This window comes from Polyangium fumosum (assembly GCF_005144585.1).
Taxonomy (GTDB): domain Bacteria; phylum Myxococcota_A; class Polyangia; order Polyangiales; family Polyangiaceae; genus Polyangium; species Polyangium fumosum.
Genome location: NZ_SSMQ01000083.1, coordinates 24,189 through 49,479 on the forward strand (window position 1 = coordinate 24,189; position 25,291 = coordinate 49,479).

Here is a 25,291-nt window from a genome sequence, read left to right on the forward strand (position 1 = left end):
AGGAGGGTCGCGAGGGTCCCGAGCGAGGGTCGCTACCGTCGCGCGCCCCGTCGTGACCGTTTCTGACCAGGGTCGGTATGGTGGCGCGCCGAGGGTGGAGGGGGCGCCACGGGGGTCGCCTCCGTCTGCCGCACGGTCGCGGCCGTCCTCTGCCCCACCTTCGACACGAGCTCGGAGGCTCCGGCCACGAGCGCGGGAGGGTCCGTACCCGGCGCTTGCCCGGACAGGACCACGGGCGCGATCCCTCGATGCACGAGCGCGATACCCACGGCCGTCACCGCCACGACACACCCGAGCAGGAAGGAGAACCCTCCTTGCCCTGCCAGAGACCGTCGGGACCCACCTTTGCGACCGAAGGGCCATGCCCGGACAGGGAGCGAAATGGGCTCCGAGCGGGTCTCGTCCCCCTCCAAAGACCGTACATGCGGCGGATCCCCCGTCTGCGCGACGGCCCCGCTGAAGGTCAAAGGCGTCTTCGCGTCGCCACGCGCGGGCGTGAGCGCGACGTCCGGCAGAGGCGCGGGCGTCACGAGGAGCGGGTCGAACGAGACCGAATCGGCGAGCGCATACGCGAGCTCGGGGATCTGCTCGATGCGGGTCCAGCCCTCCATTCCGTCGCGCCAGACCGAGGTGTCGGCCTCGATCTCGCCCCTGGCGAGGGCCATCCAGAGCTCGAACGTGGTCATGGCCCGGAGGCCGGCGCCGTGCTCCACGCACCACTCGGGCATGGGCCGGCCGTTCTCGGTGCTCTCCTCGTCGAGGTCGAGCCGCGCGAGCCTGCGGCGCTTCTTGTGGTTGGCGAACCAGGACTTGGGATTCGCGCGCTCGTAGGGGATCGTCGGGTGGCTTTCGCGCGCAAACGGGGCCGGCTGCGTCTCGACCTCATTCGCCGCGGGGGGCGGGAGCATGGACGAGCGCGGCTGGAAGACGGACGGGATGGTGTCTTCCGGGCTCCTGCTTTTGATGGACGACGACGCACACGACGCCTGCATGAGACGCCCCTTCCCGACAAACGCAGGCATCCGCAGGCCCCGCGGGTTGGGGCGACAAGCAGACGCACGGCGTGACTAGGGCGCTCGTACAGGGTTCGCGGGAGGTCGGCCAAGTTTTGCGGGGGGCTCCGGAGCGAACCTTTCCATCCTCATGTGGGGCGGGTACACGGTGAGGGTGACCACGAAGCACGTGGGACGGGGCCCGGGGGGCCGAACCGCGCACCCGAACGAACGCCGCGGGGCCTTTGCAGCAGAACGTTTCCCACGCTGCCGGTGTCAGACCGGAATACCCGTTTTGACCTCTACCTGGTTCGCGATAGGCTCATAGATATCTACGGTTTGCGCGCGGGTGCGAATACTCACCACGAGTGCATACCGTGCTGCCTGCGACCAGCGCTCCAGATGAGGGCGTTCTCGCCACCATCCGGTGACCGGATACACCGCCAGAATGTCGCGACTTGCAAGATCCGCGGCCGTACCGATCCAGTAATCTTGGTGAAGCGACCCTTTGTTACGCAAGTCCGTCCCAAGAAACCAGCCGCGATCACTCGTGCTGATCTTCCCGTCCTCTTCTGCGCGTGCCGCTTTGTTCACACGCTTGCGGAATTCATCCTTGGATTCGGTCGGTTTGCTGACAGCGAAGCGGAGCCCGTGCGAAGCATATCGATGGCGACGCACCCAGCCACGGCGCGCTGGGTTCGGTTCAATGAAATAAGACAGGGTTATACAGAGCTGAACTTTTTCTTCGCCAAGGTCTGCGAGGGCCTCCTTTGGCCAGGGCAGCGTGTGGAGGTGCATTTCCTTGGTTGAATCGCGATCAAACGGCTGGAGCCGATCCTGAATCACAAGCGTGGCCGCGTTTTTCGCGCTCCAGAGCGCACGCTCACGATTAGGAACTCCGAAGCCATAACATCGAAGGAGGTGCTCAAACTCATGGCCCTTTTTCTTTTTGGCTTCGCGCAGCTCTTTCTTCATCGCTTCTGTCCACTGCGCCGAGTGGACAAGCAGCGCCCGGATCGTCTCGGGCCAGAACGACGGATACTCCGCCCAGATTGCTGCCGCGAGGCGTGCAGCACCGGCGGTGGCGGCGCTCGTGCCATCCGTGGTGGCGAGTAGCTTCTCCTGTGGCCTGGAGTGCGTCGTAAGTAACGCGAGCGAATCGACCTGATAAGCTTCTTTCCGATTGGGGCTCAACGCCATGTTGCCCCCTTCCATCACGATGTCCGGCTTTCGTGGCCACTGTCCTTTCCAGATGCACGAGGTCGTGCTGCTCGGGGATAGATCCCCGGGAGCAGCAACGGGTGTCCATCCCGCGAGCGAGGGGTCATCGATCTGAAAGCGCTCGGTGTACGCACCCACGGTGATGGCATTCCACGATTGTCCGGGGTCGTGGATCCCTTCAGTCTCGTTGCCACTGCGGAACGAAGGGCCGATGTTGTTCCCTGTCCGGTTGCCGGCACAGATCAGAAAAAGCCGGCGTGGTTCGTCGTCGGCTCCTGAGCTGAGTCGATCAATCTCCGCCGACCAGGACGATGGCTGCCCGCGATCACGGAACTCGGTCGTCGCAACCGCCATCGAGAACGCCCGGTTCCGGGTGGGAGCAGCGACCTCCACGCGGGCGACGCTCTCAGCCGTAACGACCCCATAGAGATCCGGATCGTTTCGCCCTTGAGGCGGAAGGATTTTCACGGACTCGAGCTGATGCGTCAGACTGACTGGAGTGGACGATGGCAGGATCTGGGCGAGATCTCCATAGAGTGCGATTCCAGCCATCTCCGTGCCGTGTCCGTGGTGATCTGAAAGCCCCCACTCGGGGTTGTACGCATGAAGGTTCCCTTCTGCCAGCGCGAGGACAAGAAGAGGGTGCGCACGATTTACGCCCGTATCCAAGATGCAGACAGCAGGGCCATCCGGCGGGGGAGGCGTGATTCGGCGCGAGAGATCCTTCACCCAGGCTGCCTGCTCGGGTGCAGGCATTTCAGCGAATGATGCAGGGACCTCTTTGGCGAGCCTCAGTTCAGCAATGACGTCGAGGATCTCGACCGAACCTGCCATCTGTTCCCGGGTTCCCCACGCGAGCACGACGATCCGTTCTGGAAAGCGCAGGTGTCGCTCTCCGACTCGAATGTTCGACATGCCGGCGAACCCATTGAATCGCTCCAGGGTGCCGCTGCGATCATCACGGAGCCAGACTTCCCACCAGATCGCTTTCTTTGTCGGTGGAAAGAGCGCGGGGTCGTCGGTCCAGAAGCCCTCGAGTACGGCGAGTCGGATCTCGTGGATACTCTCGACCAATGGCTGATGTTTGGGCTTTCCGCTCTTGCTATCCTCGGACGTGTATTCCTCGACCCTCTTCGTGAATTGCGCAACTTGGCCTTCCGGCACATAGACTGTCGCATACGTGACGGGACCGACGTCGCGTTTTGCTACGAGCTCGATGCCGGCGCTCGGGAGGTCGAGCCGATCGAGGGCGAGCTCAAACCCAGGGGCACTGGCAAACTCGAGATAGAGACCCCGGCGCGCCTCGAACGCGACAACATCACGATCGGCGTCACGTGACTGAAGCTCCTGACGTGCGCGCTCGAGTTGCTCGAGCAACTGCTCACCGTGTCGGGCTCGTTCAACAGGCGGGAGACGTGGTTTGCCTCCGCCCATCACGGGCGAGGCATAGGGCTCAGCCACAGATGTGTTCGGCACGAGCAGATGTCGCAGCTTCTTTCGCGGCTGGGCCATCCTCCTCGATCCCTCCCCTTCGCTTCACAGCCGACTCGCGTGCCGCGCTGCAAGAGCGTCCAACACAGCTTGCGTTGTGACCTCAGAGCGATCGCTAAGGACCGCATCCTTGGCCGCATCCTCGCACGTCCTGACGATCTCCGCGTAGCTTGAGCCGCGCGCGGCGTTCACCACCTGCTTCCAGTCCACGAGTTTGGTATCAAACAGCGCGAGCCGCGAGCGAAGCATCCGCTCTGCAAGGGCATCGTCCGGGAGGCTGTACTCGAGCACATCGTCGAAGCGTCGAAAGAGCGCCCGATCGAGAAGCTCGGGGTGGTTCGTCGCGGCGATGATGAGGCTCTCGGACTCGTCTTGCTCGAGGAACTGGAGGAACGAGTTGAGCACGCGACGTATCTCGCCGACGTCGTTCGGCGAGGTCCGATGGCTCCCGAGCGCGTCGAACTCATCGAAGAGGTAAACGCCGCGCGTGCGCTGGAGAGCGTCGAAGACGAGGCGCAGCTTCGCCGCTGTCTCGCCCATGTACTTCGTGATGACACCGTCGAGCAGGATGGCGAAAAGCGGCTGCGAAAGCTCCCCCGCGAGCGCGCGGGCCGTGAGGGTTTTCCCTGTTCCAGGCGGCCCGACGAGGAGGATCTTTCGCCGCGGCGAGAGCCCGTGCGCGAGCAGCTTCTCGCATTGTCGCTGCTCGAGAAGGATGCGGTCGAGCCGCGTGCGGAGACTCGGCTCGAGCACCATGTCCGACAAACGCGTCTTCGGGTAGCTGACTCCAAGCAGCCCTGCGAGCTCGCCGCGTGGCTGCACGACCGGTACGGGCGCCCGCGCGCCTCGTGGGGACGGACCTTTCGCCTTCGCGGCGTCGATTAGCTCGCGCAGCTCCTGAGCGAGCTTGCCATGTCCCTGCCGAGCAGCGTGCGCAGCGACCTGCATCGCCACCGCATAGAAGCGATCTTCGTCGCCCTCGCTGTAGCTCTTCAGCAGGGCCTTGAGCTGCTCCGCGGTCGCCATGGTTCCTGTTCGCCTTCTTTAGTCTACACGGATGAGCATGGGGCAAGACAGCGGAACAGGAACCACCGGTCTTCCGCAGTGTACTGCCTCTCCCGGAACAAGTCCGCATCCGCGCGTCGCGTGATGCTCGCCCTTGCCGCGATCGCCACCCCGCCCCGCGCCTCTTCCTTTGCCTACCAACGATTCAGCCGCGCGCGACGTATGTGCAACCCGTCGCGCGCCGCGCCTCCTCGAACGAGCTCGATGCTCAGACCCCCTTGATGACCTCGCACCCCATGAACGGCCGCAGCACCTCGGGCACGACCACGCTGCCGTCGGCCTGCTGATACTGCTCCAGGATCGCGATCACCGTCCGGCCGACCGCGAGCGCAGAGCCGTTCTGCGTGTGCAGGAGCCGCGGCTTCGCCTTGGGCTCGGGCCGGTAGCGGATCGCCGCGCGCCGCGCCTGGTAGTCGCCGAAGTTCGAGCAGCTCGAAATCTCGCGATAGAGGCCCTGCCCAGGAAGCCACACTTCGAGGTCGTACGTCTTCTGCGAAGAGCCGCCCATGTCGCCCGCGCAGAGCAGCGACACGCGGTAATGGAGCTTCAGCCGCTTGAGGACCTCCTCGGCGTGCTGCGTGAGCGTCTCGTGGTTCTCCGGCGAGGTCTCGGGCGTCGAGAATCGAACGAGCTCGACCTTGTCGAACTGATGCTGCCGGATGAGCCCACGCACGTCCTTGCCGTGGCTGCCCGCCTCGGCGCGGAAACAGGGCGTGTACGCGGTGTAGGCGAGCGGCAGCTTGTCCGCTTCGAGGATCTCGTCGGCGTGGAGGTTCGTCACGGGCACCTCCGCCGTCGGGATCAGATACAGGTCGTACGCGCGCTCGGGGTCGCTCTTGTGCGTCTTGAAGAGGTCGTCGGCGAACTTGGGGAGCTGCCCCGTGCCGAAGAGCGCCGAGTCCTTCACCAGGAAGGGCGGGAGAACCTCGGTATACCCCTGCTCGCGCGTGTGCAGGTCGAGCATGAAGTTGATGAGCGCGCGTTCGAGCCGCGCCGCCGCGCCCCAGAGCACGGTGAAGCGCGAGCCCGAGAGCTTGGCGCCGCGCGCGAAGTCGAGGACGCCGAGGCCCTCGCCGATGTCCCAGTGCGACTTGGGCGTGAACGTGTACGACGGCTTGTCGCCCCAGGTCCGGACGACGACGTTGTCGTTCTCGTCCTTGCCGTCGGGGACCGACGCGTCGGGCAGGTTCGGGACGAGGGCAAGCTGCTCCTGGATCTTCGCCTCGACGTCCTTCAGCGCCTGCTCCGCGTCCTTGATCTCCACGGACAGGCGCTTCAGGGCCTCGCGTTGCTCGGCGAACTCGGCGGACTTCTTGTCCGCCTTGGCCATCTGCTCGTTGGCCTGGTTGCGCGCGGCAGCCTTGGACTCGGAGAGCGCGATGAGCTCGCGCCGTTTCTGGCCGAGCTCGGCGATGGGGGCGAGGGCGGCCGCAGCCGCGGGCGAGCGCCGCGCCAAGGCGGCGCGGACGTCGTCCATGTGATCGACGACGTGGCGGAGGTCCAGCATGGGGCCGGGTTTAGCCGAGACCTCCGCCGCTGTCAGCTACTCGCTCGCTAGTTGTACGTCACTTTCGAGAAGGTCAGGCCTTCGCCCGACCGTCCAATCGCGATGGTATCGCCCGGCTTGAACTCGCCGCCGAGCAGCCGCTTGGCCAGCTCGTCCTCGATGTAGCGCTGGATGGCCCGCTTCAGCGGCCGCGCGCCGTACTGCGGATCCCAGCCGTGCTCGATGAGGAAGGCCTTCGCCGCGGGCGCCACCGTCATCGTGATCCCGCGCCGCGCGAGGCGCTTCTCGAACTGCGCGAGCTGGATGTCGACGATCTTCTCCATCTCGCCGTGCTCGAGCCTGCGGAACACGATGATGTCGTCGAGCCGGTTCAAGAACTCCGGCCGGAAGTGCTTGCGCACCTCTTCGAGCACCACGCGCCGCACGAGCTCGGCCTTGTCCCGCGGGTCGAGCCCCTCGCGCTCCTCGATGGCCATCGCCGCGGGCGTGCCGATGTTCGAGGTCAGGATGAGGATCGTGTTCTTGAAGTCGACCGTATGCCCCTGACCGTCGGTCAATCGGCCGTCGTCGAGCACCTGCAAGAGCACGTTCCACACGTCCGGATGCGCCTTCTCGATCTCGTCGAAGAGCACCACCGTGTACGGCCTGCGCCGCACGGGCTCCGTGAGCTGACCGCCTTCCTCGTAGCCGACGTATCCGGGCGGCGCGCCGATGAGCCGCGCGACCGTGTGCCGCTCGCCGTACTCGCTCATGTCGATGCGCACCATCGCCTTCTCGTCGTCGAAGAGGAACTCGGCGAGCGCCCGCGCGAGCTCCGTTTTGCCGACGCCCGTCGGCCCGAGGAACATGAACGAGCCGATGGGCCGCTTCTCCTCGCCGAGCCCCGCGCGCGAGCGGCGGATGGCGTTCGCCACCGACACGAGCGCGTGGTCCTGCCCGACGACGCGCCTGCGCAGCTCGTCTTCGAGGCGGAGGAGCTTCTGCATCTCGCTCTCGAGCATCTTCGAGACCGGAATGCCGGTCCATTTCGACACGATGGCCGCGATGTCCTCGTCGGTGACCTCCTCCTTGAGGTAACTGCCCTTCTCCTGGAGCTTGGAGAGCGATTCGCGCAGCCCTTCGAGCTTCTTCTCGACCTCGGGGATCTTGCCGTAATGGATCTCGGCCGCCTTGCCGAGGTCGCCGCGGCGCTTCTCGCGCTCCTCGTCGAGGCGAAGCTGCTCGATCGTCTCCTTCGTCTTCTTGATCTCGGTGAGCAGCTCCTTCTCGCGCATCCATTGCGCCCGCATCGTGTCGCGTTTGGACTGGAGCTCGGCGATCTCGCGCTTGAGGTCCTCGAGCCGCGCCTTGCTCGCCTTGTCCGGCTCGCGCTGGAGCGCTTGCTCCTCCATGCCGAGCTTGACGAGCTGCCGCTCGACGTTGTCGATGGGCGTCGGCAGGCTCTCGATTTCCATGCGGATGCGGCTCGCGGCCTCGTCGACGAGGTCGATCGCCTTGTCCGGCAGGAATCGCTCGGTGATGTAGCGGTTCGAGAGCATGGCCGCGGCCACGAGCGCCGCGTCCTGGATGCGGATGCCGTGGTGAATCTCGTACCGCTCCTTGAGCCCGCGCAGGATCGCGATCGTATCCTCGACGCTCGGCTCACCCACGAGGACGGGCTGGAACCTGCGCTCGAGCGCCGCGTCCTTCTCGATTCGCTTTCGATACTCGTCGAGCGTCGTCGCGCCGATGCAGCGCAGCTCCCCGCGCGCGAGCGCGGGCTTCAGCATGTTCGCCGCATCCATCGCGCCCTCGGCCGCGCCGGCGCCGACGAGCGTGTGCAGCTCGTCGATGAACAGGATGATTCCCCCCTGCGCGCCCTCGATCTCCTTCAAGACGGCCTTGAGCCGGTCCTCGAACTCGCCGCGGAACTTCGAGCCCGCGACCATCGCCGCGAGGTCGAGCGCCGCGAGCCGCTTGTCTTTCAGCGACTCGGGCACGTCGCCGGCCACGATGCGCTGCGCGATGCCCTCGACGATCGCCGTCTTGCCGACGCCCGGCTCGCCGATGAGCACGGGGTTGTTCTTCGACCGGCGCGAGAGCACCTGGATGGTGCGGCGAATCTCCTCGTCGCGGCCGATCACCGGGTCCATCTTCCCGCGCCGCGCGAGGTCCGTGAGGTCCCGCGTGTACTTGTCGAGCGCCTGGAACTTGCCCTCCGGGTCGCGATCGGTGACGCGCTGATTGCCGCGGACCTGCGTGAGGGCCGCGAGCAGTTTGTCGTGGTTCAGGCCCGCGCGCTCGAGGAGCTGCGACGTGTCCTTGTCGCCCTTCAGCGCGGCGAGCAGGAGGTGCTCGGTGGAGATGAAGTCGTCCTTGAGGCCCTTCATCTCGTCTTCGGCCCGCTGGAGCAGGCCGAGCGCGCGTCGCGACAAGCTCGGCTCGGCGCCGCCGCTGACGCGGGGGTAGCTATCGATCTTGGCGTCGAGGGCCTGCAAAACGCGCCCCGCGTCGACGCCGGCCTTTTCCAGGAGCGGCGCCCCGATCCCATCCTCCTGAGCGAGGATCGCTCGCAAAAGGTGCTCCGGATAGAGCTCCGGGTTCCCGCGACGGCTCGCGAGGTCGACGGCGGTGCGAACCGCTTCCTGGGCCTTGGTCGTCATTCTATCGATCCGCATGGCACGACCGAAACTAAGGCCGGATCCCAGGTAAGCAAGGCCCTTGCCAAGTCGACGAAGAGGCCACACGCTCGGGGGTCCTTTTCGGGTTCTTCGCGATCGACATGGACGGGCGCCCTCGGCGAAGATGCGCCCTTATGCGAAAACATCGGCTCTCTTTCCTCGCTTTCACGGCACTCGCCGTGCCATCCCTCGCGGTCGCCCTCGCTTCGTGCAGCGGTGGTGACGGAACCACGGGCAGCGGCGCGTCGGCAGGCGCGTCCTCGACCGGCAGCGGCGGCCAGGGCGGCCAGGCCGGCGGCGCCACGGGCGGCGGCGGCGAGGGTGGCGACCTCTTCGGCGACAGCGGCACGAACGGATGCACGCCGGGCGAGGCCTGCGGCGACGGCGGCGTCTGTACGGTCGGCGACGTGTGCTGCACGCAGGACAAGGCCTGCGGGACGTCGTGTTGCGGCGACGCGGAGGTGTGTTCGTTCCAGCAATGCGTGACGCCGGGCGCGACGTGCATCGACGCCACCGAATGCCCGCAGAACTCCTACTGCGAATATGCGCTCGGCGAGCCGGGCATGCCCGGCGGCGGCGGCGGCGGCTCGTGCCAGGGCGGCGTGACGCCGGCCACGGGCAAATGCTTGCCGCAGCCTCCGGAATGCGCGCCCGGCATGGAGCCCGGCCCGAACGACCCGATCACGTGCCTCGCGAAATGCGAGTACAAGCCGCCCGTCGGCCAGTTCGAGCCCGTGCTCAAGTATACCTGGGGAAACCCGGCCGCGCCAAACACGCAGGACAGCGTGATGATGGCGCCCGTGGTGATCCAGCTCGACGACGACACGTGCGACGGCGTCGTCGACGAGCGCGACATCCCGGAGATCGTCTTCTCCACGTTCCAGACGAACAAGTACAACGAAAATGGCACGCTCCACGCCATTTCGATCGTCGATGGCCAGGTCGTCGAGAAGTGGACCGCGAACGCGGGCGCGACGAGCCCGAACCACCCGGGCCGCTCGATCGCCGCGGGCAACATCGACGGCGTGCCGGGCAACGAGATCGTGATCTGCACGATCGACGGCCGCGCGCGCGCCTATTCGGCGACCGGCACCGAGCTCTGGCTCAGCGCGGCCGGGACGTGCACCATGCCCTCGCTCGCGGACCTCGATCAGGACGGCGACGTCGAGGTCGTGGTGGACTCGCAGATCCTCGACGGGAAGACCGGCGCCACGGTCGCCACGTTCAACCCGGCGAATACCTCGAACGTCGTGGTCTCCGACATGGACGCCGACGGCAAGCTCGACATCGTCGGCGCGAGGCGCATTTACAAGAGCGACGGCACGCTGCTCGTCGACACCGGCCTCGTCGCGAGCTTCCCCGCCGTCGGCGACCTCGACAAGGACGGCATTCCCGAGGTCATCGCCATCTACAATTTCAACCACGAGCTGCGGATCTGGCGCGTCGACCCGAACGAGCCCGGCGGCTTCAAGATCGTGCGCACGGGCGTCGACATCAACGGCACGCTCAACCCCGCGCTCTGCCCCGCGAACAGCACGGGCTTCACGCAAGGCGGCGGCCCGCCCACGGTGGCGGACTTCAATGGCGACGGCGTGCCCGACGTGGCCATGGCCGGCGGCGTCGGATATGCGGTCTTCGACGGCAAGAAGCTCATGGACCCGGCCGTGCCGAACGCCGAGACGCTGCTCTGGATCCGACAAACGCAGGATTGCTCGTCCGCGTCGACGGGCAGCTCGGTCTTCGATTTCCAGGGCGACGGCAAGGCCGAGGTCGTCTACGCCGACGAGAAGATGATCCACGTCTATTCGGGGACCGACGGCGCGGTGCTCTACGAGACGTGCAACACGAACGGGACGCTCTACGAGTATCCGCTGGTCGCGGACGTCGACAGCGACGGGCAGGCCGACATCGTGGTCGTGTCGAATTCGTATTCGAGCTTCACCTGCGCGGACGGCACGAAGACGGCGGGCGTGCGGATCTTCGGCGATAAGAATGGCAACTGGGTGCGCACGCGACGGGTGTGGAACCAGCACGGCTATCACGTGACGAACGTGGAGGAGGACGGGACGATCCCCCAGGTGGAGCTGCCGAACTACAAGCAACCGAAGCTCAACAACTTCCGGCAAAACGTGCAGCCTTCGGGCGAGTTCTCCGCGCCGGACCTCGTCGCCACGGTGTTCCCGGTCTGCGGAAGCCCGACATATGGGCTCATCGCGCGCGTGCGCAACATCGGCGAGGCGAGCGTGCCGGCGGGCGTGAACATCGGGTTTTACCTGGACGACCCGGCGAACGGCGGCGTGGCGCTGCCGGGCAGCCCCGTCATGACCACGAAGGTATTGTACCCGGCCGAAGCCGAGGACGTGAGCCTGCCGCTGCCCACGCCGCCGCCCGGCGTGCTCGACGGGTCGAAGAAGATCTTCGTGATCGTCGACGATCAATCGCCGCCGCACGCATGGCACGAATGCCGGACCGACAACAACGTCGCGCAAGGCAGCGGCGTTTGTGAGGGCGGACCGAACTGACCGGTTAGCCGGTTTTCACGACGACGCGACGCCCGAGGCGATCGGACAAACTGGACAAGCGGGCGGATGCCGGCCTACAGTCCCGCGCAATGAAGACGAACCATCTCGTTGTTCCGGTTGTCCTCGGTGCGTTGCTGCTCGCCGGCTGCGGGCAGTCCAAGACCGAAACCAATCAAGACAAACCCGCCGCCGAGGCGAGCGCCAAGAGCGCCGACGCCACCGCCGCGCCCAAGAAAGAGGCGGAGCCGGCCAAGGCCGAGCCGAAGAAGCTCGACAGCGCGGCGCTCGAAGCCGTCGCCGACGCGGTGAAGTTCGAACAGGGCGCCGTCGCGGACAAGGGCTTCAGCGGGAAGCTGAAGAACACGAGCGAGCAAGGCATCAAGATGCTCGAATACAAGGCGTTCGCGTACGACAAGGACGCGAAGCTCGTCGAGATGATCAGCGGCAAGCACCCGAAGGGGCTCGAAGCCGGGAAAGACGCCGAGATCACGGTCGGTCCCTTCGACAAGGCCGCCGGGAAGGCCGATGTCACCATCGAGGTGGTCGTCTCCTGGATGAACGTCGACGGCACCTCGTGGCAGAGGCCCGTGCCCAAGGACCGGGCCAAGGGCGGCCCGAACAACATGCTGAAGAAGTAAAACCCCTCGAAAAACGAAGCCCCCCTCGAACAACGCCGAGAGGGGCTTTGTGCTCGGGGGGTTTGCCCCCGTCAGATGTCGAGGTTCTTCACGTTCAGCGCATTCACCTCGATGAAGCGCCGGCGCTCGTCGACCTGCTCTCCCATCAGAATCGCGAAGAGCCGCGCGGCCTCGGTCTCGTCGTCGATCTTCACCTGGCGCAACGTGCGGACGTCCGGGTTCATCGTCGTCTCCCAGAGCTCTTCCGCGTTCATCTCGCCGAGGCCCTTGTAGCGGCCGAGCGTGATGCCCTTCTTGCCGCGCTCTTCGAGGTATTCGATGAGCGCCTCGCTCGTCTCGAGCTTGGTCTCGGCGCCGCCCTTCGACACGGCGGTCCAGGGCGCCGGGCCCGCGGTCTCCACGAGCATGCGCTCGACGTCGAGCGCGTCCTTGTACTCGGGCAGGCCGAGGAGCTGCCAATCGATGACGGCCACGCGGCTCGACGCGCCCGGCCGCGGCGTCACCGTGATGCGATGCGCGCCGTGCTCCGAGTCGAGCGTCGAGACGACCTTGAACGGCATCATGTCGGGATACCGGCGCTCCAGGTACGTCTGGAGCTTCTCCCGCGCCGACGCGACCTTCGCCTCGTCGCGCAGGTCCTCCTGCGCGAGGCCCGTCGCGCGGATGAGCGAGGCCACGATACGCGCGTCGCACCGTTTGTCGAGGTTGCCGAGGACAATCTTGAATTGCTTGAGCCGCTTCGCGAGGCTCGGCAGCACCGCGGACGGCACCGGCACGCGGCCCTCCGACGACAGGGCGAGCTCTTCGACCGCATTGCTGCCGAGGTACTCGTCGAGCGCCGCCTGGTCCTTGAGGTAGACGTCCTTCTTGCCCTTGCGCACGCGATAGAGCGGCGGCTGCGCAATGTAGAGGTGGCCTTGCTCGATGACCTCGCGCATCTGCCGGAAGAAGAACGTGAGCAGCAGCGTGCGAATGTGCGACCCGTCGACGTCGGCGTCGGTCATCAGGATGATCTTGTGGTACTTGAGCTTGTTCAGCTCGATCCCGTCATCATCCTTGTCGTCGCCCTCGCCGCGCGCCGTGCGCACGCCGCTGATGCCGCAGCCGAGCGCCGTGATGATCGTGCCGACCTCGGCCGAGCTCAACATGCGGTCGAGCCGCGCGCGCTCGACGTTCAGGATCTTGCCACGGAGCGGCAGGATCGCCTGGAAGTGGCGGTCGCGCCCCATCTTGGCGCTGCCGCCGGCGCTGTCGCCCTCGACGATGTAAACCTCGCTCTTCTCGGGATCCTTCGACTGGCAATCGGCGAGCTTGCCCGAGAGCGAGGTGATGTCGAGCGAGCCCTTGCGGATGACCTCACGCGCCTTGCGCGCAGCTTCCCGCGCGCGCGCCGCGAGCACGGCTTTCTCGATGATCTTCCTCGCGCCCTGCGGGTGCTCCTCGAAATACTGGCCGAGCTTGTCGGTGACGGCGCGCTCGACGATGCCCTTCACCTCGCTCGACACGAGCTTCGACTTCGTCTGCGAGTCGAACGAAGGGTCCGGGTGCTTCACGCTGAGCACGCAGGTGAGGCCCTCGCGGATGTCCTCGCCCGCGAGCTCCTGCTTGAGCTCCTTGAACAGGTTTTGCGCCTTGCCGTACTGATTGACCGTCTTCGTCAGCGCCGAGCGCATGCCGGCGAGGTGCGTGCCGCCGTCCTTGTTGTGGACGTTGTTGGTGTAGCAATAGATCTGCTCGGTATACGAGCCGCTCCACTGCATCGCGACTTCGACCGTGATGGGCGGCACGGGCTTCGAGCCGCCGTTGCCCGCCGGCTCGGCCTGTCCCTCGACGACGAACGCGATGACATCGTCGTGAATCGCCTCCTGCGCCTGGTTCAGGAGCGCGACGAACTCGGCGATGCCGCCCTTGTAGTGGAATGTCTCGCTGCGGCCGTTCGGGCGCTGGTCTTCGAGGTTGATGATCAGGCCGGCGTTCAAGAACGCGAGCTCGCGCAGGCGATTGGCGAGGATGTTGTAATTGAACTCCGTCACCGAAAAGATCTGCACGTCCGGTTTGAACGACACCTTCGTGCCCATCCGGTCCGTCTCGCCGAGGGCCTTCAGGGGCTTGCGCGGAACGCCGCGCTCGTACTCCTGGTACCAGACCTTGCCCTCGCGCTTGATTTCGAGCTTCAGCCACTCGGAGACGGCGTTCACCGCCGAGACGCCCACGCCGTGCAGGCCCGCGCTGACCTTGTAACTCGCGTTGTCGAACTTGCCGCCCGCGTGGAGCACGGTCATCACGACCTCGGCCGCGGAGACGCCCCTCGCGTGCATGCCGACCGGAATGCCGCGGCCGTTGTCCTCCACGGATATCGACCCGTCGAAGTGCACCGTGACGCGAATCTCGGTGCAGTGCCCCGCGAGGTGCTCGTCGACCGCGTTGTCCACGGCCTCCCAGACGAGGTGGTGCAGCCCCGAGCCGTCGTGCACGTCACCGATGTACATTCCCGGGCGCTTGCGGACAGCTTCAAGGCCTTCGAGCGCCGTGATGCTGTTCGCGTCGTAAGCCTGGCCCGCGGTCGTCTTGGATTCGGTTTGCTGGATGCTCGTCGGTTCGGTCGTCATCGGTCTCGTGCTTTCGGCTCCCGAGCGTCGGGCCGATCGGTTCGTTCCGACCCGCACGTTCGCGCGGGTCGAGAGGTTCCTCGGGCCGAGCGCGGACGCTTTCCGGTCACGCGCGCGGGGGCCGTTTGGAGTCGCGGAAATCTAGCCTTTTTGTGCCTCTTGGGCAAGCGAAGTGGGGCCCTTTTCGTGAGGAAATCACGCCCGATTGGTGCCCGTTTCTCATGCTCGCTCCCGAGGCGCTCCGTAGCGGCCGGAGGTCAGCCCGCGCCCTCGTCGAGCTCGCCCCGAAACACCCGGAAGTCACGACGTCCCTCGGCCGGTATATCTTCGGCGCGGATGAGCTCGGGGCGCGTGGTCGTCAGGAAAATCTGACCACGATGGAGCGCAAGGAATGAAAAGAGCGCGCCGGTGCGCTCCGGATCGAGCTCGCTCGAAACATCGTCGAGCAAGAGCAAGGGCTCGATGCCCCGCTCTTTGGCGATCGTCGCCGTCTCGGCCGCCTTCAGCGCGAGCGTGAGCGCGCGATGTTGCCCCTGCGACGCGACGATCCGCGCCGGATGCCCGCCCAGCCGTAGCTCGAGCTCGTCGCGATGCGGGCCGAACCCCGCCGACGCCCGAAACGCATCCCGCTTTCGGCCCCGCTCGAGCTCGGCGCGCGCGGTCTCCACATCGACCGAGCCTCCCGGCGCGTATCGCGCTTCGAGCTGCAGGTCCGGCGCGGCGATTTGCGCGAACGCCCCCGCGAGCTCGACCACGAGCGCCTCGGCCGCCGCCGCGCGCGCCCGCGTGAGGGCCGCGCCATGCTCGGCGCAGAGCGCCTCGAACGCGTCGAGCTCACGGGTATCACTCGAAGGCATGTCCGCGCCGCGCCGCAAAAGCTCGTGCCGCGCTTTGAGCGCATGTGCATACCGCGCGCGCGCGTCCGCGCTCTCGGGCCGCGTGAAGAGCGCGAGCCGGTCGAGTAGCGTGCGCCGCCCCTGCGCGGGCCCGCTCGACAGCGTGAGCTCCTCGGGATGAAACACGACGACGGGCGAGCGCGTCGCGTACTCGACGAGCGAGCGCGGCCGATTGCCATCGATGTGCACGGCGACGCGCTTGCCCTGCACCGCGGCCGTCTGCTCGCGCGCGAGCGCCGGCAGCGCGCCGCCGCGCTCGACGAAGCGCGCCTTCACGCTCGCCGCCTGCTCGCCGTGCCGCACGAGCTCGCCCACGCGCGAGGTCCGAAAGCTCTTCGAGGTCGCCGCGAAGTAAATCGCCTCGAGCACGCTCGTCTTGCCGTGCCCGTTGTTGCCCCACACGACGTTGAGCCGCGGCGCGGGCTCCATGTCCACCCGCGAGAGGACGCGCAGGCCACGCACGCTGAGCCGTTCGAGCTCCAGGCGATTCATCGAGATTCACCCCTCTCCCAGCGAGAGAGGGGTCGGGGGTGAGGGAGGTTCGGCCATGGCGCGGGTGCGCACGCGCGCCCCATGTCGCGGCCGCGTTTCAAATCCGCATCGGCATGATGACCGAAACGTAACTCTCGGCCGCCGACTCCGTCGCGGGACGGATGACCGCCGGGTCGAGTTCGCCCGACACGCCGAGGACGACCTCGTCGTCGTTGATGCCCGCGAGCACGTCGAGGAAGTACTTCGCGTTGAAGCCGATCGTCACCTCGCCGCCCTCGTAGTCGATCGGCACCTCGTCGAAGCCGTTGCCGCTCTCGGGGCTCTCGCTCGTGATGCGCAGCGCGCGCTGCGTGACCGTGAGCTTCACGCCGCCCGTGCGGTCGCTCGCGGCGAGCGAGACGGCGCGCAGGGCCTCGGCGAGCGGGGCGCGCGGCGCGCGGATGCTCCGGTCGCTCACGTTCGGGATGACCTGCTGGTAGGGCGGGAACTGCGCGTCGACGAGCTTCACCGAGAAGGTCATGCCACCGACGCCGAAGAACGCGTTCGGGCCGCTCTGCGTGATGTGCACCGTGGGCGTCTCCTTGTCGACGCCGCTCGTGAGCCGACGCAGCTCGTGGATGGCCTTCAGCGGGATGAGCATCGTCGCCGTCGCGCTCGTGCCCTCCAGCGTGACCTCCATCTTGGACAGCCGGTGACCGTCCGTCGTGACCATGCGGACGCGGTGGCCGGCCCACTCGAAGAGAGCGCTGTTCACGTGCGCGCGCGTCTCGTCGGTCGAGATGCTGAAGTGCGTGCGCTCGATGAGCCGCGAGAGCAGCTCGACCGGCAGCTCGAGCGAGGGCGCGTCGGGCGCGGCCTTGGGCAGGGCGGGGAACTCGCTGCCGGGCATGCCGTGCAGCGTGTAGCGGCGGGGCGAGCCGACGGCCTTGATGACGGTCTGCGCGCCCTCGCGCGCGGTCACCTGGATGGGCCCGTCGGGCATGGCCTTCACGCGGTCGAGCAGGTCCTTCGCCGGAACGGCCACGGAGCCTGCGCTCACGATTTCTGCCGCCGTCTGACCACTCACCGCGAGGTAGAGGTCGGTCGCGGCGACGCGCAGCGCGTTGCCGTCGGCGGCGAGCAGCACGTTGGCGAGCACCGGCATGGCGCTCTTCTTGTCGGCGACGCCCTGGCAGCGGTCGACGAGGCGCAGCAGATCTTTCTTCGCGATGACGAGGTCCATGGCCCTTCAACTCCGCCGCGGCTCAAGGCAGCGGGTCGGTCCCTCTTAGCAGGGTTATCGGCGGGGCGAAGGTCGAAAAGAGGACCGAGGCAAACGTGACCAGGCTCACGCGTTCCCCTCCGATCTAGGGAAGATCTTTAGATCTAGATCAGGTCGTCATCGTAGGGCCTGTGGACGATGGGGAAAACTCTGGATCGGTCCATCATTTCGATGACTTACGGTGCCACCCCCCTGTGGAAGGTTCGGGGAAACTTCGGGGTCGGGTCGGGGAGATCTTTAGGGGGGGGCGGCCGAGCCCGGTTCTGTCCCCAAGCCTGACCCTGGGATCACCGGAAGTTATCCCCAGCTTGCCCCCGCTCGGGTGTATGCGCCGTGGCCTCGCCCGACAGACGGCGCGCGGATCGAACACGGTCGTGCGCGCCGCGTTCGGCGTGAGCTTCCGTCGTGGGAACGAAAACGCGATCGCCGAGCGATTTTGCAGTGGCCCCCCGCGTCGGAATGGCCGAACGTAGGGCTCTCGCGATGAGCGAACTCCGTTGCCGCCACTGCGGCATCCGGCACGACGAACGACTCGTGATCTGCCCGGCGACGGGGCTCGCCATCGGGCCAGGTTCGAGCCTGCCGCCGCGCCAGGCGATGCACACGCCGCGTTCGTTCATCCCACCCGCGCCGAGCATCCCGCGGCCGATGGGCATCCCGTCGCCGCGCGTGCCCGTCGCCACGCCCGCCGCGCCCGCTCGCCCGGCGCCCCCCGGCGCCGTCCCGAGCCGCAAGGACGGTCCCCCCTCGCAAGGCGCGCGCAGGAGCGAGCGGCGCGACTTCGTGGGCCACGTCATCGGCGACAAGTACCGCGTGAAGGCGCTGCTCGGCGAGGGCGGCATGGGCGCGGTCTACGAGGCCGAGCACCTGGCCATCGGCCGCATCGTCGCGGTGAAGGTGCTGCACCCGAAGCAAGCGCAGCAGGCCGACTCGGTCGCGCGGCTGCGGCACGAGGCGCGCATCGCCGGCTCGATCGGGCACCCGAACATCTGCGAGATTCACGACCTCGGCCGCCTCGAAGACGGCACGCCCTACCTCGTGATGGAGCGGCTCATCGGCGAGACGCTCGACCAGCGCATCAAGCGCGACGGCGCGCTGCCCGAGCGTGACGTCGCGGACGTGATGCACCAGGTCCTCTCCGCGCTCATGGCCGCGCACGCGAAAGCCATCATCCATCGCGACCTCAAGCCCGAGAACGTGTTCCTCGTCCGCAAGGCCGGCACGCCGCCCATCGCCAAGCTCCTCGACTTCGGCATCTCCAAGACGATCGACGAGGACACATCCACCGAGCTCACGATGCCCGGCATCGTCATGGGCACGCCGTACTACATGGCGCCCGAGCAGGCGCGCGGCGACCGCGGGCTCGACCACCGCGTCGACCTGTGGGCCGCAGGCGTGATCCTCTACGAAGCGCTCACGGGCCGGCGCCCGTTCGTCGCACGAAACTACAACGCGCTGCTCGTGCAGATTCTGACCTCGAAGCACCGCGCGGTCTCCGAGGTGCGTCCCGGCGTGACGCGCGGGCTCGAGCGTGTCGTCGACAGGGCGCTCGCCAAGATGCGCGAGGACCGCTACCAGAACGCCGCCGAGTTCCAGGACAGCATGCGCCGCGCCCTCGAGCCCGAAGCGCCGCCGCCCTCGCGCCGCGCGCCGCTGCCGCCGGCGAGGATGTCGTTCTCCGAGGACGAGGACGACGAGACGATGGTGCTCTCGTTCTCGCGCAAGGACCTCGGCCTGCCCATGGCGCCGCCGCGCTCGTCGCGCCAGGGCACCGGAAACGCAGGCCCGCCGTCGAGCCGCGCAGCCCCGCCCACGACCGTCACCGCGCCGCACGTCCCAGCGCCGCTGCCGCCTCCCTTGCCGCCGCCGCCCGCGCCGCTGCCGCCGCCGGCGCACCCTGCCGCGCAACAAGCCTCCCAAGCGTCCAGCGCCTCGGCGGGCCCGCCGTCGACCATGCCGGCGGGGCAGCTCGCCAGCATGGGCGTGGGCAGCGGTCGTCAGGCGTGGCTGCCGCCTCCGCCCGCGCCGCTGCCGCCGCCCTCGGCGCCGCCGCCGCTGCCTGCGCCGGTGCCCATCCCGGTCCACGCTGCGGCTCCCTTGCCGCCGCCTCCGCCGCGCCCGGTTCCGCCGGCGCGTCCTGTGACCGACGCCGACGACGAGGAGCGCACGCTCGTCGACCCGCCTTCGTTCAACGACGACCGCGACCGGCCCTCGGTCTCCGACGACCGGCCGACGCTCGTGCGCCCGTTCCCGGCGCCGCCCGTACCCGGGAAGGGGTCGTGAGCGGCGAAGGTCGCGTCGGATGAGCCGAACCCCACGCCTCTCGCGGATCGTCGGCAAGGGCCTCATCAAGTCCTATGGCCCCACCGTGGCTTTGCGGGGCGTCAGCCTCACGATCGAGCTCGGCAAGCTGCTCGTCATCGAGGGCGCGAACGGATCGGGCAAGTCCACGCTGCTCGGCATCCTCGGCACCGTGATCAAGCCGACGGCGGGCACGGTCGTGTACGAGCCGCTCGGGGACGACCTGCTCGCGGTGCGTGCTGAAATCGGCTGGGTGTCGCACGAGACGATGGCGTATCCGGACCTGTCGGGGCGGAAGAACGTCGAGCTCGCGGCGCGGCTCGTGGGGCTCGACGCGGACGAGGCGTGGAAGCGGGCGGCGACGCGGTTCGAGCTTGGGCCCTTTGCCGAGCGGCCGGTGCGAACGTACTCGCGTGGGCAGCGGCAACGTATCGCGCTCGCGCGGGCGCTCACGCACGAGCCTTCGCTGGTCCTGCTCGACGAACCGACGACGGGCCTCGACAAGGCGGGCGTCTCGCGCCTGCTCGCGGTGGTGGACGAGGAGGTCGCGCGGGGCGCGGCCGTGGTCGTCGTCTCGCACGAGCCCGAGCTCTTCCGCGAGCGGGCCGGCGCGCGCCTCGTGCTCGATCGGGGTCGCGTGGTCGAAGCAGTGACCGGTTGAGGCACTGTCGCAAAAAAGACGCAATGGGTCGTCGCCGCGAATGCGCGGTGACCATGAACGCGAATTCATATTCGCGCGAAACCCGCGAACGTCCACGGTGTGTCGAATTTCCGTCGGCCGGTATTTTCTTTTCTTTTTTGATTTGATTCGATAAAGATCGATCGCAGCGTGTTCGATCCAGAAACTGTATTGAACCGGGGGAGCACGGGGGCGCGCCTCGTTGCGGTGCTGGCCGCGCTCTGCTTTCTCGGAATCGCGACGGGCGCCGGGGCGCAGACGAAGACGTCTGCCTCGGACGCAGCGCCCATCGAGGTCACGGGGACGGTGCTCGCGCTCGAAGAGGAAGGCGAGGAGCTGATCCTGGACCTCGGTGGCAGCCAAGGAGCGACGGAGGGGGCGACGGTCGAAATCTGGCGCCCGCTGAAGCTCAAACACCCCGTGACCGGCAAGGTGATCTCCGATCGATTCCGGATCGGAACGCTGGCGCTCGGGCAGGTGCGGCCCTCGATGTCGATCGCCACGGCGACCGGCACACTCACGCGGACCCCCGAAAAGGGCGATCTCGTGATCCTGCGCAAAGCCGCCCCGGCCCCCACGAAGCCCGACGCCGGAGGCCCGACCGAAGCGCCGGACAAGCCCAGCGGCCAAGGCGACGCGCCGGGCGCCGACCCCGAGGCCGTCGTGATCGCCACGATGTTCGACAAGCTCAAGGGCGCCGACCTCGTCACCCGCATCAAAGCCTACGAGGATTACGTCCGGGAGAAACCGAACGGCCGGTATGCGCGCGTGCTCTACGAAGAAGCCGCGTCGTTGCGCCGCCTGCTCGAAGCCGAGGGCAAACCCAGCGCAAAAGCACCCGCGAAAGGCCAGAGGACGCGGACCGAGCCTTCGCTCGTGAGCTTCAAACCCCCGACGGCGGCCGTCGAAGGCACCCCGCTCGAACTCGCGGTGGAGCTCGACGACCTGGCCACGGGCGCGATCCTGCACGTACGGACGCGAGGGAAACAGACGTACACGCCGCTCGTGATGGCGAGCGCTGGCCTCGGATACTGGGCCGCGACCGTGCCCGGCGACCGGCTCGTGCCCTCGGAGATCGAGTACTTCATCGAGGCGACGATGGCGAACGGCGACGCGAAGGCCGTCGTAGGCGTGCCCGGTTCGCCCGAGCGGATCCAGATCCAGGACGCGCCCAAGATCGCGAAACCGGAAAAGCGTATCGCATCGGCGATGCTGCTCACGGACTTCGCCGATTACAACGGGCTCAAGGGCAACGATCGGGTCTGGCAAACCGAAGGCACGTTCGGCCTTCGGTACGGCGACACGGGCGTGCGCGCGCTGCGCTCGGGGTTCGGCGTCTACCGCGGCGTCGGCGGGTCGCTGAACGACCTCGACACGCTGAACCTCTCGGGCCGGCCCGTGGGGCTGACCTACGGCTACCTCGAAACGGAGGTCGGCTTCCACCGGCTGTTCGGCGTGATCGGCAGGGTGGCGATCGGGCTGCTCGACGACGGCATCTCGGGCGGCGGGCAGATCCTCTTCCGCATCGGCAACGACCGCGAGACGAACCTGGTCCTCGGCGGCGAGCTGCTCGGCGGCGTGGGTCTGCGCGGCTTCACCCAGCTCGAACTGAACACCTTCAAGCGGGTGCCCATCCTGGTCCGGACCGAGGTGACGAACCAGCCAGCCGGATCGAGCCGCTTCAGGCCCCCGAGCGAGAACGGGCAGCCGACGGAGTCGACCCAGGAAGGCGAGGTCGGCGCACGTGGGATCGTGCAGGTGGGCTACCGGCTCACGCCCGGGCTGGTCGTCGCGGCGCGGGTGTCGTTCCAGGGCCGAACCATCAACCATGCAGGGCCGGGCTTCGGCGGAGCCGTGGGGTACGAATGGTGACGCGAACCTTCGCGAAGACCCTGGCCGTGCTGAGCGCGGCCACGTTGTCCCTGTCGCTCGCGCCGCGCGACGCTGCGGCCCAACAAGCCGCGGACATTCCGGCCGGCGAGGCGCCCAAACCCACGACTCCGCGCATCCATCACGCGCCGATCGCCAGCGCGGAGCCGGGCACGAAGCTCGTGCTGGAGGCGTCGTTCGAGCACGCGGAGCTCATCCGGAACGTGCTCGTCGTCTACCAGACGTCGCTCGGCGAGATGAAGGCCGTGCCGTTCCAACGAGGCGGCGAACGAGGCTACATCGCCGTCATCCCAGGCGAGGCGATGAAGGCGCCGGGGATCGGCTACACGATCGAGGTCGAGCAGACGAACGGGACACGGGTCTCGGCGTTCGCCACCCGAAAGCAGCTCCACCCGGTCAGCGTGATCGAGGACCGGACCGACGCGCGGGAGCGCGCGGCGCTGAGCCGGCTCGGCGGACGTCGTTCGGTCGTCGGCGTGTCCGGCGAGTATGTCGGCTTTGGCACCACGACGGGCACGACGCCGATCCCATGCGCGGCGGGCCAACCGACCTGCCAAGCGGGCGAAGAGGTGTTGCCGTCGGTCGACGAGCAGTACTACCGGGTGGAGGCGAGCTACACGTACCGGCCGCTGCGCACGGTGTCGGAGTTCGGCTTCCGGCTGGGCCTCGTGCGCGGTTGGTCGCTCGTGTCGCTCTCGGCGTTCAACGAGGAGCGATACAAGGTCGGCCTGAACTTCGGCTCGGCCCGGATCCGCTTCCGGCTGCTCGACCTCTGGCACCTGGAGACGGAGCTCTTGACGAGCGTCACGGAGATCGGCTTCTCGGTCGGCTTCGGGGCGTCGACGTTGATCGGCGACCCGTACGGCTCGAAGCTCATCCTCGGGTTCGAATCGATCGGCCTCGGCGACAGCGCCCCGTTCGGGAACCGGTTCTACAGCCGGCTCGACCTGGTCGCCGGCGACCGCGTGCTGGTCTCGCCGATCGTCGAGGTGACGGACATGCCCAACGCAGAATCGTACGGCGTGCGTCTGCTCGGCGAGGTGGGCATCACGCTCGGGCGTGGGTTCTCGGTGCAGCTTCGCGGCGGCTACCAGGCGCGAAGGTCGACCTCGGGCGGACCCGGGTTCGGCGGCAGCGTGCTCTACGCCTTTTAGGCGTGCCTCACCCGTCCTGAGATCACTTCAGCTTCCACTTCTTGAGTTTCGGGGAGGTGCTCACGGCATCCCACTCCGGATCCCCCGCCTCCAGGCGCGCTCGGGCATACGCGAGGATTTCCGCCTTTCGGATGGTCGAGCGCCGCTCGGAAGGATCTTGAGAGAGCTCAAGGATGAAGGCGTGCAGGTCATCCACGTCCTTCAGAAGCACCTCTCGATGTGCCTCCATGATGAAAGAAAACTTCGCGCTACCTGGCGTGGGGACCGATGTTCGTGCTGGGTTCGAGGCGTCGATCGCCAGGGCTGTCGTGGGAGGGTCGATTTCAGCGGCGGCAGCGTGCTCTGCGTAGGCCTGAACGAGCGCTGGATGGCTAACGTCGAGTTCGTACACCGAAGGTCGGAGGTCAGGACTTCCGTCGCGGTTCCGGAATTCGATCCGCTGAAGCTCCTCGATGGGATGGTCAGCTTCCCAGGCCGCAAGCCGCTTGGCGAACCGTATGAGGCGTTTCGTCACGGGTCGTCGAGCGCGTCGGACGCTGCTGCTCGAACGGCGTTGCTCGGATCATACAGGGCCAGCCTGCGGAGCGCCGCGCGAACCGGCTCATCGAGGTGCGCTCCAAGTCCGTAGATGGCGCCTTCACGCACAACGGCCTTCGGGTGCTCGAGTAGCTTCAACAGCACACGCCGGATCGAGGATCCCTCCACGGTTCGACCGGCGATCTCGGCGGCGAAGGTCAAATCCGCCGGTTCCAGATTCCCGTGCTCCATGAGCGTGATGAGTTGCTCAGGCCATCGCTGCGCCAGGTAGTCGAACGCCGCTTCGCACGGTTCTGTCCATCGGCGCGATACGAGCAAGCCTACCTCCGGCACAAGCACATCGAACGGCGGCGGAACGGCCGGTTGGAGGTTCGTCCAGCGACGTTCAAGACAGCTGAGCACTCCGGCCTCCGGCCCTTTCGCTGGTGATGGCGTGTAAGCCGCTGGGGAGACATAAGCGGCGACCGGGAGAGCGTCGTTGATCGCGTGGGTCATCGGTACCTCTCCAGGGCTTCAGGGGTCAGCGACTCAAAGAAGCAAAGGTTCTTGATCTCGCGAAGCTGCTCGAACTCCGCCCACATGTCGCTCGACCGCGGATCGAAGGAGCGGCTCACGAAGGCGTCCAGGTCCAGAAGGAGCCCAACGCTGTTCCCCGCTTCATGCATACCGTTTCCAAGGAGATCAACGTCCTCCGTTGCCTGTGTAAGCACCACCTGACGGCTCTCTGGAAAAGGCAGAACGAGGCGCATAAAGTGATTGGTTGGGTGCTGCGGCAAAGCGGAATTGATCTTGGGCAGGGTGCGGAGGGATCGCTCGAGCGGTGCGTCGGCAAGTAACTCCAGACGATTGACGTAACGGAGTGCGATACGAACGACGCGGACAGGATGGGCTACATCCGCGTAAAGTCGCCAAAGCTCTTGCGCCTGTAAACGCAGCGACTCCCAGTCCTTGTAGGAGTTCACGTGGTTCACCGTGAAACCATCGAGGCGACCCTGAACAGCGCGCGACTTGTCCTGTGTCCAGTGGATGTGCCCGACGATCCTGGGAGGCGCCGAGGAGATTTCAGGCGCTTTATCCCCGATGGCAAAGTTTGCAGAGATCGTATGGATGGGTCGGACTTCCGGGAAGCTTGCGGACAGCAGATCCGTGAATGGAGCTAGCTGTTCGAGCGCGAAGGACGCTGGAAGCTCGACACGAATGTCGAGCACCGCTTCACGGATCGGAGCACGGGAGAGGTGGGGATAGATGCCGCTCATCAGGCTGCCCGGTGGACCTACTACACGAAAACCGGTGGCATGCGGAGTCTTGCTCAGGGGGCTACCACGTGTCGAGCATAGACTCACCATGCGTTCCTATGTGGAAACCATAAGCACGTA

The 25,291-nt window shown here is 67.0% G+C and carries 17 protein-coding genes; 6 read left to right on the forward strand and 11 right to left on the reverse strand.

From position 1 onward, the window contains the following. Positions 1-32: 32 nt before the first annotated feature. The 5 genes from E8A74_RS44705 to clpB all read right to left on the reverse strand — a co-directional run bounded on the left by E8A74_RS44705 (position 33) and on the right by clpB (position 8,933). Positions 33-908: a DUF4339 domain-containing protein gene (locus E8A74_RS44705; protein ID WP_136935279.1), complete on the reverse strand. Its 876-nt coding sequence runs from the start codon at positions 906-908 to the stop codon at positions 33-35. 360 nt (positions 909-1,268) lie between these two features. Further along, on the reverse strand, positions 1,269-3,725 hold the full coding sequence (locus tag E8A74_RS44710; protein ID WP_136935280.1) for a S8 family peptidase: 2,457 nt from the start codon (positions 3,723-3,725) through the stop codon (positions 1,269-1,271). 24 nt (positions 3,726-3,749) lie between these two features. Next, positions 3,750-4,730 (reverse strand): AAA family ATPase, encoded by a 981-nt coding sequence (locus E8A74_RS44715; protein ID WP_136935281.1) that lies wholly within the window; start codon positions 4,728-4,730, stop codon positions 3,750-3,752. Positions 4,731-4,977: 247 nt separating this feature from the next. Beyond that, entirely contained in the window at positions 4,978-6,276 is a 1,299-nt protein-coding gene (serS, locus tag E8A74_RS44720; protein WP_136935282.1) for a serine--tRNA ligase, read from the reverse strand. A gap of 47 nt (positions 6,277-6,323) precedes the next feature. Beyond that, positions 6,324-8,933 (reverse strand): ATP-dependent chaperone ClpB, encoded by a 2,610-nt coding sequence (gene clpB / locus E8A74_RS44725; protein ID WP_136935283.1) that lies wholly within the window; start codon positions 8,931-8,933, stop codon positions 6,324-6,326. Positions 8,934-9,070: 137 nt separating this feature from the next. Here clpB and E8A74_RS44730 point away from each other — a divergent pair, with 137 nt between their 5' ends. Then, positions 9,071-11,458, forward strand: coding sequence for an FG-GAP repeat domain-containing protein (locus E8A74_RS44730; protein WP_170229861.1), 2,388 nt, complete (start codon positions 9,071-9,073; stop codon positions 11,456-11,458). An 89-nt stretch (positions 11,459-11,547) separates the two neighbouring features. Continuing rightward, positions 11,548-12,096, forward strand: a complete 549-nt coding sequence (locus E8A74_RS44735; protein ID WP_136935285.1) for a hypothetical protein — start codon at positions 11,548-11,550, stop codon at positions 12,094-12,096. Between the two features lie 71 nt (positions 12,097-12,167). On the opposite strand, the gene gyrB is transcribed toward E8A74_RS44735, so the two are convergent. From gyrB to dnaN, 3 genes are all read right to left on the reverse strand, one after another. Continuing rightward, positions 12,168-14,705, reverse strand: a complete 2,538-nt coding sequence (gene gyrB / locus E8A74_RS44740) for a DNA topoisomerase (ATP-hydrolyzing) subunit B (RefSeq protein WP_136935286.1) — start codon at positions 14,703-14,705, stop codon at positions 12,168-12,170. Positions 14,706-14,962: 257 nt separating this feature from the next. Continuing rightward, the gene (gene recF, locus E8A74_RS44745) at positions 14,963-16,093 is read right to left on the reverse strand and encodes a DNA replication/repair protein RecF (RefSeq protein ID WP_136935287.1); all 1,131 of its coding nucleotides are present in this window, start codon (positions 16,091-16,093) and stop codon (positions 14,963-14,965) included. 97 nt (positions 16,094-16,190) lie between these two features. Next, positions 16,191-17,315 (reverse strand): DNA polymerase III subunit beta, encoded by a 1,125-nt coding sequence (dnaN, locus tag E8A74_RS44750; protein WP_136935288.1) that lies wholly within the window; start codon positions 17,313-17,315, stop codon positions 16,191-16,193. 522 nt (positions 17,316-17,837) lie between these two features. On the opposite strand from dnaN, the gene E8A74_RS55250 reads away from it, so the two are divergent. From E8A74_RS55250 to E8A74_RS44770, 4 genes are all read left to right on the forward strand, one after another. Beyond that, positions 17,838-19,637 (forward strand): serine/threonine-protein kinase, encoded by a 1,800-nt coding sequence (locus tag E8A74_RS55250; RefSeq protein WP_232380024.1) that lies wholly within the window; start codon positions 17,838-17,840, stop codon positions 19,635-19,637. A 19-nt stretch (positions 19,638-19,656) separates the two neighbouring features. Next, entirely contained in the window at positions 19,657-20,316 is a 660-nt protein-coding gene (locus tag E8A74_RS44760; protein ID WP_136935289.1) for an ATP-binding cassette domain-containing protein, read from the forward strand. Between the two features lie 168 nt (positions 20,317-20,484). Next, positions 20,485-22,206, forward strand: a complete 1,722-nt coding sequence (locus E8A74_RS44765; RefSeq protein ID WP_136935290.1) for a hypothetical protein — start codon at positions 20,485-20,487, stop codon at positions 22,204-22,206. Beyond that, positions 22,200-23,378 (forward strand): hypothetical protein, encoded by a 1,179-nt coding sequence (locus tag E8A74_RS44770; protein ID WP_136935291.1) that lies wholly within the window; start codon positions 22,200-22,202, stop codon positions 23,376-23,378. The genes E8A74_RS44765 and E8A74_RS44770 overlap by 7 nt, the downstream gene beginning before the upstream one ends. Before the next feature lie 22 nt (positions 23,379-23,400). Here E8A74_RS44770 and E8A74_RS44775 read toward each other — a convergent pair whose 3' ends face one another. From E8A74_RS44775 to E8A74_RS44785, 3 genes are read right to left on the reverse strand one after another with little or no spacing between them, the layout of a single operon-like run. Continuing rightward, positions 23,401-23,892, reverse strand: a complete 492-nt coding sequence (locus tag E8A74_RS44775; protein ID WP_136935292.1) for a hypothetical protein — start codon at positions 23,890-23,892, stop codon at positions 23,401-23,403. Further along, on the reverse strand, positions 23,889-24,410 hold the full coding sequence (locus E8A74_RS44780) for a HEAT repeat domain-containing protein (protein ID WP_136935293.1): 522 nt from the start codon (positions 24,408-24,410) through the stop codon (positions 23,889-23,891). Before E8A74_RS44780 ends, E8A74_RS44775 begins: the two co-directional genes overlap by 4 nt. Continuing rightward, complete coding sequence (locus E8A74_RS44785) at positions 24,407-25,171, reverse strand: TIGR04255 family protein (protein WP_170229862.1); 765 nt, start codon at positions 25,169-25,171, stop codon at positions 24,407-24,409. Before E8A74_RS44785 ends, E8A74_RS44780 begins: the two co-directional genes overlap by 4 nt. Positions 25,172-25,291: the final 120 nt, after the last annotated feature.